14 protein-coding genes are annotated in these 15,094 nt (G+C 59.8%); 1 reads left to right on the top strand and 13 read right to left on the bottom strand.

Going from position 1 to position 15,094, the window contains the following annotated elements; genetic code table 11:
* Positions 1-60: 60 nt before the first annotated feature.
* From LL947_RS00725 to nhaC, 6 genes are all read right to left on the bottom strand, one after another.
* Positions 61-696: a sarcosine oxidase subunit gamma gene (locus tag LL947_RS00725; protein ID WP_404415325.1), complete on the bottom strand. Its 636-nt coding sequence runs from the start codon at positions 694-696 to the stop codon at positions 61-63.
* A complete protein-coding gene (locus LL947_RS00720; RefSeq protein ID WP_499833646.1) occupies positions 689-3,742 on the bottom strand; it encodes a sarcosine oxidase subunit alpha family protein in 3,054 nt (1,017 codons plus the stop codon). The genes LL947_RS00725 and LL947_RS00720 overlap by 8 nt, the downstream gene beginning before the upstream one ends.
* Positions 3,739-4,086, bottom strand: a complete 348-nt coding sequence (locus LL947_RS00715; RefSeq protein ID WP_499833645.1) for a sarcosine oxidase subunit delta — start codon at positions 4,084-4,086, stop codon at positions 3,739-3,741. Before LL947_RS00715 ends, LL947_RS00720 begins: the two co-directional genes overlap by 4 nt.
* Before the next feature lie 12 nt (positions 4,087-4,098).
* Positions 4,099-5,349 (bottom strand): sarcosine oxidase subunit beta family protein, encoded by a 1,251-nt coding sequence (locus LL947_RS00710; protein WP_499833644.1) that lies wholly within the window; start codon positions 5,347-5,349, stop codon positions 4,099-4,101.
* Between the two features lie 477 nt (positions 5,350-5,826).
* Complete coding sequence (locus LL947_RS00705) at positions 5,827-6,867, bottom strand: GlxA family transcriptional regulator (protein WP_404415313.1); 1,041 nt, start codon at positions 6,865-6,867, stop codon at positions 5,827-5,829.
* Positions 6,868-7,092: 225 nt separating this feature from the next.
* On the bottom strand, positions 7,093-8,628 hold the full coding sequence (gene nhaC, locus LL947_RS00700) for a Na+/H+ antiporter NhaC (RefSeq protein ID WP_499833643.1): 1,536 nt from the start codon (positions 8,626-8,628) through the stop codon (positions 7,093-7,095).
* A gap of 398 nt (positions 8,629-9,026) precedes the next feature.
* Between nhaC and LL947_RS00695 the strand changes: the two genes are divergently transcribed.
* The gene (locus LL947_RS00695) at positions 9,027-9,332 is read left to right on the top strand and encodes a hypothetical protein (RefSeq protein ID WP_499833642.1); all 306 of its coding nucleotides are present in this window, start codon (positions 9,027-9,029) and stop codon (positions 9,330-9,332) included.
* Between the two features lie 78 nt (positions 9,333-9,410).
* Here the strand turns inward: LL947_RS00695 and LL947_RS00690 are convergent, their stop codons facing one another.
* From LL947_RS00690 to LL947_RS00660, 7 genes are all read right to left on the bottom strand, one after another.
* On the bottom strand, positions 9,411-10,010 hold the full coding sequence (locus LL947_RS00690) for an exopolysaccharide biosynthesis protein (protein ID WP_499833641.1): 600 nt from the start codon (positions 10,008-10,010) through the stop codon (positions 9,411-9,413).
* The gene (locus LL947_RS00685) at positions 10,011-11,018 is read right to left on the bottom strand and encodes a nucleoid-associated protein (RefSeq protein WP_499833640.1); all 1,008 of its coding nucleotides are present in this window, start codon (positions 11,016-11,018) and stop codon (positions 10,011-10,013) included.
* A 27-nt stretch (positions 11,019-11,045) separates the two neighbouring features.
* The gene (locus tag LL947_RS00680; RefSeq protein ID WP_290822753.1) at positions 11,046-11,807 is read right to left on the bottom strand and encodes an ABC transporter permease; all 762 of its coding nucleotides are present in this window, start codon (positions 11,805-11,807) and stop codon (positions 11,046-11,048) included.
* The gene (locus LL947_RS00675) at positions 11,804-12,772 is read right to left on the bottom strand and encodes an ABC transporter ATP-binding protein (RefSeq protein WP_404415302.1); all 969 of its coding nucleotides are present in this window, start codon (positions 12,770-12,772) and stop codon (positions 11,804-11,806) included. The genes LL947_RS00680 and LL947_RS00675 overlap by 4 nt, the downstream gene beginning before the upstream one ends.
* 156 nt (positions 12,773-12,928) lie before the next feature.
* A complete protein-coding gene (locus LL947_RS00670) occupies positions 12,929-14,137 on the bottom strand; it encodes a molybdopterin molybdotransferase MoeA (protein ID WP_499833639.1) in 1,209 nt (402 codons plus the stop codon).
* The gene (moaB, locus tag LL947_RS00665) at positions 14,130-14,651 is read right to left on the bottom strand and encodes a molybdenum cofactor biosynthesis protein B (protein WP_290822746.1); all 522 of its coding nucleotides are present in this window, start codon (positions 14,649-14,651) and stop codon (positions 14,130-14,132) included. Before moaB ends, LL947_RS00670 begins: the two co-directional genes overlap by 8 nt.
* A 5-nt stretch (positions 14,652-14,656) precedes the next feature.
* Positions 14,657-14,995: a DUF1244 domain-containing protein gene (locus LL947_RS00660; RefSeq protein WP_290822744.1), complete on the bottom strand. Its 339-nt coding sequence runs from the start codon at positions 14,993-14,995 to the stop codon at positions 14,657-14,659.
* Between the last annotated feature and the right edge of the window lie 99 nt (positions 14,996-15,094).

The following is a 15,094-nucleotide window of genomic DNA, read 5'->3' as shown; positions in this document are numbered from 1 at the left end:
CCTGGCAGAGAAGTCTCTGCCAGGCCGGTGTCGTTAACCTACTCTGCATCTAGCTGAAGATCAGCGTTCCACGCCGATGGCGAATTCGTCGCCGGCGTCGAGCAGCCAGCGGTAGGTGTAGTCGGCAAAGCTGCGGCGGACGACCAGTTCCCAGCGGGTGTCGCTGGGGCGGCGCAGGATCACGGTGGCCTTGGCGAACACCGTGGTCACGCCCTTGCCGACCTTGAAGTGCGATGGGTGAACGTCGTAGATGACGCTTTTCATCAGTACTTCGGTGGCGCCTTCGCCTTCCAGCTCTAGCAGGGTCTGGCCGCCGCTGACATCGCTGATGGCGTAGTGGGCATCGGCGAGTTCGTGGCGCAGGGCGGTTTCAAGCTCGAAGGCTTCGCCGTCAGGCACGATGACCAGCCATTCATCCGGGGATAGCCACTGCACCGAGCGCTGGCCGGAATCATCCAGGGTAAGACCCTGGGGCTCGCCGGGCAGGTTGATGCCCAGCACCTTGCGCACGGCTTCATCCAGGACAATGGCGCCGCCGCGCAGGATCAGATGCCCCTGCAGCGGGCGTTCGCGCAGCACCACGCGGCTTTGCGGGGTGACGGCAGGCGCACCGCTGTGCGCCAGGCTGAAGGCCATGGGGGTGGCGACCGGCAGGTCGGCCTCGGCACGGGTATCGAAAGTCGCGACCTTAGACATGCTGGCGCTCTCCCTTGGGGTCATAGAAAATCGGGCTGACAATTTCAGCTTCGTGGACCGTACCATCGACGGTTGGCAGGAAGACGCTCTCGCCCATCCGCTGATGGCCATCCTTGACGACGGCCAGCGCAAAGCCGCTCTTGAGGGTCGGGCTGTAGTAGCTGGACGTCACGTGACCGACCATCGGCATGGGGATGGCGTGATTAGGATCGCGGACGATCTGGTCGCCTTCTCCCAATACCACGCTGGGGTCCTTGGGCTTGAGGCCGACAAACTGCTTGCGGTCACGGCGCGCGGTATCCGAACGGGTCAGCGCACGCTTGCCGATCCAGGAGAACGGCTTGTCGTAGCCGACGCACCACTGCATGCCCAGATCTTCCGGGGTCACCGAGGCATCGGTATCCTGACCGACAATGATGAAGCCTTTTTCGGCGCGCAGCACGTGCATGGTTTCGGTGCCGTAGGGGGTCAGGCCGTACTTCTCGCCGTGCGCGAACAGCGTCTTCCAGACATGTTCGGCATAGTTGGCCTGCACGTTGATCTCGAAGCTCAGCTCGCCAGTGAACGAGATCCGGAAGATGCGTGCCGGCACGCCGGCCACCTTGCCGGTGCGCCATTCCATAAACTTGAAGGCATCGCGGTCCAGGTCAACGTCGGTTATCTCGCTGACCAGCTTGCGGGCTTCCGGCCCGGTGACCGTCATGGTCGCCCAGTGATCGGTGACCGAGGTGAAGTAGACATCCAGCTCCGGCCATTCGGTCTGGTGCCATAGCTCCAGCCACTCCAGTACCGCCGCGGCGCCGCCGGTGGTGGTGGTCATCAGGAAGTGGTTTTCACCCAGGCAGCTGGTGACACCGTCATCGGTGACCATGCCGTCGTCCTTGCACATCAGGCCGTAGCGGCACTTGCCGACCGGCAGCTTGGCCCACTTGTTGGTGTAGACCCGGCCGATAAATTCGCGCGCATCGGGGCCCTGAATGTCGATCTTGCCCAGAGTCGAAGCGTCAAGAATGCCGACCTTTTCACGCACTGCCAGGCATTCACGCTGGACGGCCTCGTGCATGCTTTCCAGCTTGCCATTCACTTTCTGTGGATAGTACCAGGGACGCATCCACTGGCCGACTTCCTCGAATTCAGCGCCGCGTGCCACGTGCCAGTCGTGCATGGCGGTGTAACGCTCAGGGTCAAACAGGCTGCCGCAATGGCGGCCGACAATGGCGCCAAAGGTGACCGGGGTGTAGTTGGGCCGGAAAACGGTGGTGCCGACCTCGGGAATCGGGCGCTTCAGGCAGCGCGCAGCAATCGCCATGCCGTTGATATTACCCAGCTTGCCCTGATCGGTCCCAAAGCCCAGCGCGGTGTAGCGCTTGACGTGCTCGATCGACTCGAACCCTTCGCGGGTAGCAATCTCGATGGCCGAGGCGGTGACGTCGTTTTGCAGATCAACGAACTGCTTGGGTGCCTTGAGGGTGTCCTTTTCATGGGGTACGTGGAACAGCGCGGCTGCCTTGCCAACGCGCGGCTCGTCTGTTGTCGGCAGGGTAATCGGCTCAGGGCTCATGCCCAGGGCGGCCACGGCGCGGGCGGCCACGTCAACGGCCTCGGAGAACAGCGAACTCAGCGCGTAGTTGGCATTGGCGCCGCCGCAGGCATGCACGCCTTCCACCAGGCCGGGCACAAAGCAGATCAGGTCGTCGCGCCAGGTCGGGCGGGCACCGGTGTGCGAGGCCAGATGAATGACCGGGCTGAAACCGCCGCTGGTGGCGATGGTGTCACAGGCCAGTTCTTCCACCGCGCCGCTGACACAGAAACGCTGCAGATCGATCTTGGCAATCCGCGCGCCGCTGACCCGGTTGCTGCCCTTGGCTTCGATCACGGCACTGCCGGTGATGATGCGGATACCCAGTTCGCGGGCTTTTTCAACCAGGTCGCCGTCCGGCGTGTCGCGCACGTCAGCAATCGCAGCCACTGAATAGCCGGCCTGTTTCCAGGCGATGGCGGCACGGTAACCGTCGTCGTTGGCGGTGGACACCACCAGCGTCTTGCCTGGCACCACGGCATAGCGGTGAATATAGGCGGTCACGGCGCTGGCCACCATGTTGCCGGGGGCGTCGTTGTTGGCGTACACCAGCGGCCGTTCGTGGGCGCCGGTGGCGAGCACTACCTGGCCAGCCCGCACACGGTGCATGCGGGCGCGCACCTGGCGGCGGCCGTTAATGTCTGGCGCGGTATCGGCCAGGTGTTCGGTGCGCCGCTCATGCAGGGTCACGAAGTGGTGATCATGGTAGCCGTTAGCGGTGGTACGCGGCATCAGGGTCACGTGCGGCATGCCTGCCAGCTCGTCAATGACCCGCGCCACCCACTGCTCGGCAGGCTCGCCATCCAGGGTATAGGGGGCATCCAGCAATGAGCCGCCAAGCGCTTCCTGCTCATCAGCGACGATCACCCGGGCGCCACTGCGGGCAGCCAGCAGCGCGGTTGCCAGGCCCGCCGGGCCAGCGCCGACGACCAGGATGTCGCAATGCTGATGGAGGTGATCATAGATGTCGGCATCCGGCTCCATCGGGCTGCGACCCAGGCCGGCGGCCTTGCGGATGTACTTTTCGTAGGTCATCCACATCGAGGCCGGGGCCATGAAAGTCTTGTAGTAGAACCCCGGTGGCATGAACTTGCCACCGAGCTTGCCGACCATGCCCATCATGTCGATCTGGACGTTCGGCCAACCGTTGGTGCTGGACGCGCTCAGGCCTTCATAGAGGGCTTGCTGGGTGGCGCGCACGTTGGGCACCTGGGCCGCTTCGCTTGTGCCCAGCTGAACCACGGCGTTGGGTTCCGCCGCACCGGTGGTGACAATGCCGCGCGGGCGCGAATATTTGAAGCTGCGGTTGACGATATCAACGCCGTTGGCCAGTAGCGCAGAGGCCAGGGTATCACCGGCATAGCCCTGGTAGGCCTTGCCGTTAAAGGTGAAGTTCAGGGGACGGGAGCGGTCGACCTGCCCGCCTGCCTTGAGCCGGCGACCGGCAGTGTCCTGATGCTGGCTCATGCGCGGACTCCTTCTTCATGGACGCCTTGCGGGGCGGCAGTGATCGGGGCGGCGTTGGCGTTCTCGGCGGTTACCGAGGGCTTTTCGCCCATCTTGTAGGTTTCCAGAATCCTGTAGCTCACCGTGTGACGGGTCACGTTGAAGAACTTGCGGCAGCCGGCAGCGTGCACCCACATTTCATGGTGAATGCCGCGCGGGTTGGTGCGGAAGAACAGGTAATCGCCCCATTCTTCATCGCTGCAGGATTCAGGGTCTTTGGGCCGCTCGATATGCGCCTCACCCTTGGGGTGAAACTCTTCTTCTTCGCGGTATTCGCAGCAATACGGGCAATAGATAATGAACATGACGAAATCTCCTCAGTGCGCGACGCCGGCCGCGCCGTGTTCATCGATGAGCGCACCGCTGTGGAAGCGGTCAATGGAGAAAGGCGCTGCAATCGGGTGCATCTCGCCCTTGGCAAGGCTGGCGGCAAACACATGGCCGGAACCGGGCGTGGCCTTGAAGCCACCGGTGCCCCAGCCGCAGTTGAAGTAGAGGCCCTTGACCGGTGTCTTCGACAGGATCGGGCAGGCATCCGGGCAGGTATCCACCACGCCGCCCCACTGACGGTTCATGCGCACCCGAGAGAAGATCGGGAACATTTCGACAATGGCCTGCAGGGTGTGCTCCACCGTCGGGTAGCTGCCGCGCTGGCCATAGCCGTTGTAGCCGTCGATACCGGCCCCGATGACCAGATCCCCCTTGTCCGACTGGCTGACATAGCCATGTACATGGTTGGACATGACCACGGTATCCAGCACCGGCTTGATGGGTTCGGAGACCAGCGCCTGCAGTGGGTGAGATTCCAGCGGCAGCCTGAAACCGGCCATATCGGCCAGCACGCCCGAATTACCGGCGGCCACACAGCCCACCGTCCTGGCTTCGATATCACCGCGGTTGGTGTGCACGCCGTAGATCTGGCCGTCGCGAATCTTGAAGCCGGTGACTTCGGTCTGCTGCAGGATATCTACGCCTAGCGCGTCGGCACCCCGGGCATAGCCCCAGGCCACTGCGTCGTGGCGGGCAACGCCAGCACGCGGCTGCCAGGACGCCCCCAGCACCGGATAACGGGCATTCTTGGAGCAATCCATGATGGGGACAATTTTCTGTACCCCGGCCGTATCGAGCACTTCACTGTCGATGCCGTTGAGACGGTTGGCGTTGACCCGGCGCTGAATGTCGCGCATGTCCTGCAGGGTGTGCCCCACGTTCAGGACGCCCCGCTGGGAGAACATGACGTTGTAGTTCAAGTCCTGGGACAGCCCTTCCCAGAGCTTCATGGCGTGCTCGTACAGGAAGGCGGATTCGTCCCACAGGTAGTTGGAACGCACGATGGTGGTATTACGCGCCGTATTGCCGCCGCCCAGCCAGCCTTTTTCAATCACCGCGACATTGGTGATGCCGAATTCCTTGGCCAGATAGTAGGCAGTGGCCAGCCCATGGCCGCCTCCGCCAACAATAATGACGTCATAGGCCGGTTTGGGAGTAGGGTTGCGCCACTGGCGCTGCCAGTTTTCGTGATGGCTGAGCGCATGCTTGACCAGCCCGAAGCCAGAATAGCGTTGCATGGAAGGCTCCTGAATGCGTCAGGCTTTCTGCGGGCGGTTGACGCCACCCCGACAGCCCTACGTCATTGTTGTTGGTGAGTGATAGGGATTTCTCTAGGGCCTGTTGACGTTTCCTCGCGAACCGCGTTGCTGCGCCAAAGAGCGTCAGGCAAGGCGCGACACGACGGCAATGGTGGTGCCCTTACCGAGTGGCGCAACGCCGCATGGCGTTCTTTGGCGCGCAACCCGAAGGGACAGGGCCCTTTTGGCGCAGCCCTGCGTTGTTTGTCGCTGATTGGGAGCCACCCAATCACGCTCCTCACGCCTTGTTCTGCACCAAAAGGGCCTCTGTCGCGGTCGTGATGAAACGTCAACAGGCCCTAGGGTTTGATTAAAGGCGATTACCACCCGGACTAATTGAACAAATGCGACAAAACGCATGAACATTTCAAGTATTAATAGCGTCGAGGAAAAACAGTAACTGGCCTTAGGCAGGGGCTAAAGCGCAGGCTGGCCGTCAACATGCAGAAAGAAAGGGTCGACCTGGTGGCCGTTGGGCAGCGTTGCGTTTTTGCGCAGCTCTGAAGGGGAAGCGCCAAAACAGGCGCGAAACTGGCGGGAAAAATGCGCGGTATCGGCAAACCCGCAGCGGGCGCCAATATCAGTGATGCTCTTGCCGGTATAGTTCAGCAGCCACAGGCCATAGCGTAATCGCAGTTCACGGGCAAACTGCTGTGGGCTGACGTCCAGAGTGGCCTTGAAGCGGCGTTCCAGGTTGCGACGCGAGGTACCTACCCGCTCGGCCAGGGCATCCATGCTGATTACCTGGCCAAGATGCTGTTCGAGCACCAGAATGGCGCGCCTGACGATGCGGTCTTCCACCCGCCCGAACACCACCGGCTGGGGCTGGGGCGAAGTGCCCTGACGGCCTTCATCGAGCAGCATGATATGCAGGCTTTTCATCGCCCAGGCCTTGCCGATATGCCGCTCGATCAAAAACGCTGCGAGGTCGGCGGCGGCGGCCCCACCGGCGCAGGTGATGCGGTCGCCGTCATCAATGAACAGCCGGTCTGCCACAGGTTCAGCGCTGGGAAAGCGCTTGGTCATTTCATGATGGTGATACCAGCTGACGCAGCAGCGTCGCCCCTTCATCAACCCGGCCTGAATGAGTGCATATACACCGGTACACAACCCCACCAGCGGAATGCCTGCATGATCAGCTTCACGCAGATAGGCGCTGGTCGACGCCTCCGGGGCAGCTTTGTCTTCCTGCACGCCGCCTATCACCACCAGATAATCAAAGCGGGCGGGCGGCTGAAACGGCTGACACGCCGAAATTACCGCGCCGCAGCTGGAGGTTACCGATTCGCCATTGGGTGTCATGAACACCCACTGCGCGCGCAGCGGGCGGCTACGGTCGCCTTCATCAGCCGCCAGACGCAGGCAATCCACAAAGGCCGCAAACGGTAGCAGCGTAAAACGATGCAGCAACACGATACCTACCGAAAGGGACGGTGCATTATTTGCCGCTACGCTCATTGAATCACCATGTTTGGCTCACTCCTGAAAACCCTGGAAACGCGATACCTTGAACGGAGTCAGGTCAATATCAGTAGCTTAACCCGCCAGCAGGTCAGCCACCAGCTTCCCGGTGGTGACCTCCACCGTTATTGATCATCTCAAAGACAAACACCCCGCCTGAGATAGGGCGGGGTGTTCGCTGAACCGTCTAACGTTTTTTCAGGTGTGGGCTGAACGCCGTCTCTAGGTGCTAGAACCGGACGCTGGTGCTGGTGTGCTCACCGCCGCATTGGCTGCCGCACCCAGGGCATCAGCAGAGGCAATATGCTCATCCTGCTTTTCCCAGAGGGCTCGTTCGGCATCTGTCGCCTTGGGCGAGAAAAGCCCCGTCTGAGCGTAGAATATACCAATCAGCGGCGACAGCCAGCAGGCAAACGCCAGAGGGATGTATAGCAGGTTCTCGACGTTGCCTTCACCGATTCCCAGACCCAGCACACTGATGACAAAGGCGCCACCCGCGTTCCAGGGAATCAGCGGCGACATCAGGGTACCGCCTTCCTCCACGCCACGCGAAAGATTAAGCGTCGAATAGCCCAGACCACGATAGGTCGGTGCATACATACGGCCCGGCAGCGCCACAGAGAGGTAGGGGTCGCCTGCGACCAGGTTAGTCGCGAACGATGTCGCAATCGCTGATGTCTGTACGCCTTTAAAAGAACGCACCTTGGCCATGATCGCCTTGATAATGGTTTCCAGGCAGCCGGTTTTCTCCAGCGCGCCACCAAAGCCCAGGGCAATCAGGATCAGGGAAATGGTCCACATCATTGACTGGATACCCCCGCGGTTGAGCAGGCTATCCATTTCGTCAACACCGGTTTCAATCTCGTAACCGTAGTTGGCATAGGTCACAATCTCGTGCAGGCCAACGCCCTGGGTCACCATCGCCGTCAACGCACCAGCAAGCACACCGGCAAACAGCGAAGGAATCGGCGGCATCTTCATGACCGCCAGAATGATAACCAGCAATGCCGGCAGCAGCAGCCACGGCGAGATCGTGAAGTTCTCGTTCAATGACGTGGTGATTGCTTCAATACGGTCAAAAGAGGCGGCCTGATCATCAATCATGGTGAAGCCTACTACCAGATAGATCACCAGTGCGATCAGCATGGCCGGAACAGTGGTGGGCATCATGTTCTTGATATGCGAGAAGACGTCATTGCCGGTGACGGCGGATGCCAGGTTGGTGGTATCGGAGAGCGGGGAGATCTTGTCGCCGAAGAAGGCACCAGAGACCACTGCACCGGCTGTCCAGTAGATCGGGATATCAAAGCCGGCACCAATGCCAACCAGCGCAAGACCCACAGTACCGACCGTGCCCCAGGAGGTACCCAGAGATACCGATACCACCGAGCAGATCAGCATGGCGGCAGCCAGGAAAAAGGCCGGAGACAGCATCAGGAGGCCATAATAGATCAGGCTGGGAACAGTTCCGCTGGCAATCCAGACACCAATAATCATGCCCACCAGAATCAGCACCGATACCGAGGGTAACGAGACGTTGATAACGTGGAAGGCGCCATCTTCAATGCGCTTCCAACGGAAGCCAAGCTTGATACCGACCACGGAAGTGATGGCCAGGCCGATGGCCAACGGAATATGCGGGGTGAAATCGCCAAAATAGAAAATCTGGGTGCCGATAGCGATCAGCGTCAGAATGACAGGCGTCAGGGCAAGCCCGAGACCGGGTTTTTGACGAACCTTTTCTGGTTTCTCATCCATCTTGTAAACCTCATTGTTATTGAACGTGTGATGGTTTTGTATCAACGCAATCGTTCAGCTGATGTATTCAGGATACCGGCCACAGTCGCGCTTTCAGGGGTCACGCTGTCTCAACCTGTGACGCTCGCTTTCCAGCCAATGATTTAGGACGCCTGCATCAACAACATTTCGCTTGGCGCTGATCTTTTTACATCCCCATTGCGAAAGAATACGAGGGTCGAACAGGGTTCACGTGTCTATTCCACGGGTTTTTATGTTGAATTCGGGGAAATGGCGTAGCGAGTGAACGCCTAAAGACATTTAGACCTTGGTCTTGATTCGACCTTGGTATTAACTTCGCTATGCTTTATAATGCGCTGCAACAAGCCCTATTTGGGCTTCTTGCAGGAGACCTTTTTATGACTCCCAACACATCAACCGCCGCGCATCTACAACGCAGCCTGCGTCAATGCCTTGCGACAGCGGCTGAACTGCTTTACCAGCACGGCCACGTGCTTGAAAGCATTACCTTGCCTCATCGCGGCATTGAGCGCCGTGAACTGGCCGCCATCAGCAAGCAGGCGCCTGAATGGGCCACCTGCCAGAAAGTGCTGATCAACAGCGAAGCCGCCATTTATAATGAATACGGCCGCTTTGTGCTCACGTCCATGGGCCGTGAGCTGATGTTCGATATGTTTGGCGAAGGCGCCGCTGACTGCGCCTGACAAGGCTGCCTTCAGACAGATAGCGCGGAATTGAAGACTAGAACGCCACCGTTTTACAACGGTGGCGTTTTTTATTGTTCAGAAAACATTGACCGCCACCAGCACAAAGGTTGCCAGTGTCAGCAGGATACCGGCCAACACCAGACGACCGTCGCGGGCGACCAACCCTAGCCCAAGTAACGTCAACGCCAGCCCGGCGCCGTTGGCTGAAAAAGGAATAAACTCCATGGGCGGCATCGCCAGGGCGATGATCAGCGCCGTCACAGCGGTGAGGCGGCTGCCCTGCTTGCCGGTCAGCCATGGCCAACGTACGCGCAGCCAGCGATCCACCCAGCGTGACGGCTTTCGGGCATGTTGTAAGCCTTTCATAAAGGTGGTTCGCGCCATCTGCCGACGCAGTAGCCAGGCGGGTAGCCAGAACCGTCGGCGTCCAGCCAGCAATTGCACACTTATTAACAGTACAATGATCGCCATCAGGGTAGGTACGCCGGGAATATCGCCAATCAGGGGTGCCAGTGTGACCAGCCCGGCCACCAGCAGCAGGGGGCCAAAGCCGCGAAAACCAATGGCATCCACCACATCCGACACGCTGATATCCTGATCCTCCAACACTACCTGCTCCAGCATGTCAATCAAGCCGGTAAGGCTTGAAACGCGAGGGGTTTCCTGATCGTTCACCTAGTCGTGCCCCTTGAGCTGTTCTTTAAGCTGCCTGGGTACCTGTTTGATAATCAGCCGGTCAGCGGCCTCATCGTATTCAATGCTGTTGCCGAGCAGGTGCGAATCAAAACTGATCGACACGCCACCGGCACGGCCGGTGAAGCGACGAAACTGATTCAGGGTGCGTTTGTCCGGCGGTATCTCTTCTGCCAGGCCATAGTCAGCGTGGCGAATATGCTCATAGAATGCCTTGGGCTGGCGCTCATCCACCAGTGCCGACAGCTCATCGAGAGTCATGGTCTCACCGCGGCGCAGTTGGTCGGTGGCATAGTCGACCAGGGCATCGGTCTTTTCCCGGCTGGCCTCTTCGTCAAAGGCTTCCTTTTCGACGTAGTCGCTGAACGCCTTAAGCAGGGTACGGGTTTCCTGAGGCGCATCAAGGCCTTCCCCCACCCCCAGCCACTGGGTTACCACCTCGGCCACTTTCTGGCCACCGCGCTCTTTCAGAAAGGATACATACTGGGATTGAGCATCGCCCTGCTGCCACTGGGTCAGGTTAATGCGCGCGGCCAGGGTCAGCTGGCGGGTATTCAGCTGCACGGCAGGTATTGCATGGTGTTCAGCGTTGATGCCAATGCCTTCGCGCTGATGCACCAGCGCCACCAGAAGGGTGTCGGTATCCCCCTGGCGCTGATGGGTAAACAGCAGGTAGCCCGCCACCGAAAGATGCTCGGCGAGCGCCCTGGCCAGCTGCTCGGTCAGCCGCCGGGTCAGGGTGGCAAAGCCACTGCCATCGGCCAGGTAGCGCCCCAGCCCGCCAGCGAACGTGGTGTCTACCCCTTCAGGGTCAGCGCTGAAACGCCCCCAGCCTTTGGGCTTGGTGTTGTAGGTATCATTCAGGGCAGTCACCAGGGCTTCCATGGCATCACTGTCCTGGGGGTGCACGTCATTCGCCGCTACAATATCCAGCCGGGCACCATCCAGGGCAGGCTCCAGGCGGTGGACAATACTTTGCAATAGTGGCATAGGGGATCGGGGTTCCTTGTAGCGGTATCAGGGCTTCAGTCGATAGCCGGTGCGGAATATCCAGGCGATCATTCCCAGACAACCGATCAGAAAGAGCGAAATCACCACAACGCTGGCCACAACGCTCACATCACTGATGCCGTAGAAACTCCAGCGAAACCCGCTGACCAGGTAGACCACGGGGTTCAACAGGGTTACTCCCTGCCAGAAAGGTGGCAGCATATCGATGGAATAGAAACTACCCCCCAGAAAGGTCAGGGGCGTAATCACCAGAAGCGGCACCAGCTGCAGTTTGTCAAAACCGTCCGCCCAGATCCCGATAATGAACCCCAGCATGCTGAAGGTCAGCGCCGTCAATACCAGAAAGACCAGCATCCATACCGGGTGAGCCACCTCCAGTGGTACAAAGAAATTTGAGGTCAGCAGAATAAGCAGGCCTAACAGCACCGACTTGGACGCTGCCGCTCCCACATAGCCAATCACGATTTCAAGATAGGAAATCGGCGCTGACAGCAGTTCGTAGATACTGCCGGAGAACTTGGGAAAGAAGATCCCGAACGAAGCGTTGGAGACACTCTGGGTCAGCAGCATCAACATGATCAGGCCCGGGACGATAAAGGCGCCGTAACTGATGCCGCCAATTTCCTCAATCCGCGAGCCAATGGCGGCGCCAAACACCACGAAATACAGTGACGTGGAAATGACCGGGGAAACAATGCTTTGCAACAGCGTCCGTCGGGTTCGTGCCATTTCCGACATATAGATGGCACGGACAGGATAGAGATTCATGCGCGCTCCTTGACCAGATCAACGAAAATATCTTCCAGCGAGCTTTGCCGGGTGTGCAGGTCCTTGACGCCAATGCCAGCGGCTTCCAGCGCGCGCAGCAGGGTCGAAATACCGCTGCTGTCGCGCTGCTTGGAGGAGCTTTCATAGCTGTAGATCAGCTCTTCACCCGTATCGCTTAGCGCCAGTTCAAATGCCGCCAGGGAATCAGGAATGCTGTGCAGGGGGTCAAAAAGCTGCAGCGTCAACTGCTTGCGGCCGAGTTTTTCGATCAGGGCATTGGTTTCTTCCACCAGTATCACTTCACCGTTGTTGATGACGCCGATCCGGTCGGCCATCTCTTCGGCTTCCTCGATATAGTGAGTGGTGAGGATGATCGTCACGCCCTGATCACGCAGTCCGCGCACCACTTCCCACATTTCCCGGCGCAGCTCGACGTCAACACCGGCGGTGGGTTCATCCAGAAACAGGATGCGCGGTTCGTGGGAAAGCGCCTTGGCAATCAGTACCCGGCGTTTCATTCCGCCCGACAGGGTCATCAGACGATTATGCCGCTTGTCCCACAAGGTCAGTGACTTGAGCACCCGTTCAATATGTTCGGGGTTGGGCGGCTTGCCAAACAGGCCGCGGCTAAAGCTCACCGTATTCCATACGGTTTCGAACGCCTCGTTGGTCAGCTCCTGGGGCACCAGCCCGATCCGCTCACGGGCATCCCGGTACTGTTTGACGTTATCAAATCCGTCCACCCAGACAGTGCCCCGCGAGGGAGATGCCAGCCCACAGACCACGCTGATCAGGGTGGTTTTACCGGCACCATTAGGTCCGAGCAGCGCAAAGATTTCGCCCCGCTCGATACTCAAATCCACCTGCCGCAATGCCTGAAAGCTGCCAACGTCTTCCTTACCTGAACCGCTTTTACCAGCATAGATCTTGTCGAGGCCTTCAATGCGAATGATCGGATCGCTCACTGCCTACTCCTTGCTGTGTAAAAAAGACAGACTTGCTGGCATGCGCTAATGGTAATAGGCCAGCAAGTCAGTAGCTGGCCTATTGTACTGGACACAGGCGGGTTTCCCTAAACGCGATAGCACTCTCTGCGCTGGCAGTACAAAGGACAATGCGGTTTATATCCCCCCGGCCAGCCACAGGCAGGTCACAGTATCGCCTTTTTCCACCTGGGTCTGAGGGGGGATGACGGCCAACGCATTGGCATCAATGCAGGACGATAACACTCCGGAATTCTGGTCGTCGAAGGCCTCGGCGCTCACCCCGGAAGACGAGAACAAAAGCCTGACGCGCATATAATGCTGGCGCGGCCCGGTCGAGGTAGCAAACCCTGCGTTGGCAGAGATTTCCGGCAGTGACTGCAGGGCCGGGCAGGCCAGCAAGGCACCGATCAGCGGGCGCACAAAAAGCCAGGCGCCTACATAGCCTGACACCGGATTGCCTGGCAGGCCGACAAAGTGTGCCTGGCCCTGACGACGGGGCAGCTGCCCCAGCGCCAAGGGTTTGCCCGGGCGAATCGCCAGCCGCCACAGCGTCAGCGTGCCCAGTTCCTCCAGGGCGGCCTTGACATGATCTTCCTCGCCAACGCTTACCCCGCCGGTGCTGACCACCAGATCCGCCTGCTCGGCGGCCTTTTGCAGCTGTTCCCGGGTGCCTTGCGGGTTATCCGGCACGCTGACCAGGCTGACCACCTCGGCACCAAAATTCTCCAAAAGACGCTTGAGCATGGGGCGGTTGGAGTTATATAGCTGCCCGGCTTTGAGCGGCGTGCCCGGGTCGATAATTTCATCGCCGGTGGATAGAAGCGCTACCCGCGGGCGGCGTACAACTTGCACCTCGGTCACTCCTTGCCCGGCCAGATGCCCAAGCGCAGCCGCCTCCAGCCGCGTACCGGCACACAAAAGTGTCTGGCCGGCGCGTACGTCGCGGCCGCGTCGGCGGATATTATCGCCAATGGGAATATCAGCAGGCAGCAGGGCATGCTCGCCCTGGCGCTCCACTCGCTCCTGCATGACCACGCAATCCGCCCCCGGTGGAATCTCGCTGCCAGTAAAGATCCGCGCACAGGTGCCGGGCATTAGCGGTTTCACGCCAGAACCCGCCGCAATCCGCTGGCTAATCAGCAGTTGCTGGCCCGCCTCGGCGGCGCGCAGGGCATAGCCATCCATGGCGCTGTTGTCAAAAGGTGGCACATCCAGCTGCGCCTTGACGTCTTCGGCCAGCACCCGCCCGGCGGCGTCAGTCAGGGCTAACGGCTCAGTGTCCAGTGCTTGAGCATCCTGCAGCAATGCCTCCAGGGCCGTTTCTATCGGTGCCAACTCAGCCATGCTGGCCTCGCTCGGGGATCACCAGATTGGCGAAGTTACAGGGTTTGTGGCGGCTATCCAGCTGCTCGGCGAGAATACCGTCCCAGCCGGTGCGGCAGGCGCCGGTAGAACCCGGCAGACAGAAGATGACGGTGGCATTGGCCAGCCCGGCCAGGCAGCGACTCTGGATCGTTGAGCTGCCGACCTCCTCGCCACTGAGCAGGCGGAAGCGCTCGCCAAAGCCCTCTATGCGCTTGTCAAACAGCACGGACACCGCTTCCGGGGTGGAGTCGCGGCCAGTAAAACCGGTGCCCCCGGTGGAGATAATCACCTGTACCTCAGGATCAGCGATCCAGGCGGAGACCACGGCGCGGATCTGGTAAATATCGTCTACCACGATGCGCTTGTCGACCAGCCGGTGACCCACGCCGGTGGCGCGCTCCACCAGCGCCTGACCGCTGCGGTCGGTGTCTTCAGTGCGGGTATCCGAGACGGTCAATACCGCCACTCCCAGGGGAATCATTGGCTCGTTCATGACCGCTACGCCTCCTGGCTGCCGCTGGCTTTCTTGTCAGCCTGACGTTTTTCAAAGGCCGCCAGCTGCTCGGGAGTGGCAGGCGCCTGGTAATGTTCCTTCCATTCGCTGTAGGGCATGCCATAGACATAGTCACGGGCGGCGTCGTAATCCAGCTCGGCACCCTTTTCCTCAGCGGCTGCCACCAGCCATTTGGACAGGCAGTTACGGCAGAAATCAGCCAGAATCATCAGGTCGATATTCTGCACGTCCTTGTTGTCATCGAGGTGAGTTAACAGGCGACGAAAGGCGGCGGCTTCAAGCTCTGTGCGTGTTGCCGGGTCGAGTTCATCAAAGGCTGGCATGATCTTTCCTCTCATTCAATGGGCTAATCGCAACTGCCGACAGCATAACAAAAGACACCGCCCGAAGGCGGTGTCTTTTGTTATCAGAGCCGTTAAAAA

Origin of the sequence: Halomonas sp. BLK-85 (assembly GCF_044792155.1) — a bacterium.
Taxonomy (GTDB): domain Bacteria; phylum Pseudomonadota; class Gammaproteobacteria; order Pseudomonadales; family Halomonadaceae; genus Vreelandella.
Note: the sequence above shows the minus strand (reverse complement) of the source record. Positions and strands in the feature narration are given on the sequence as shown.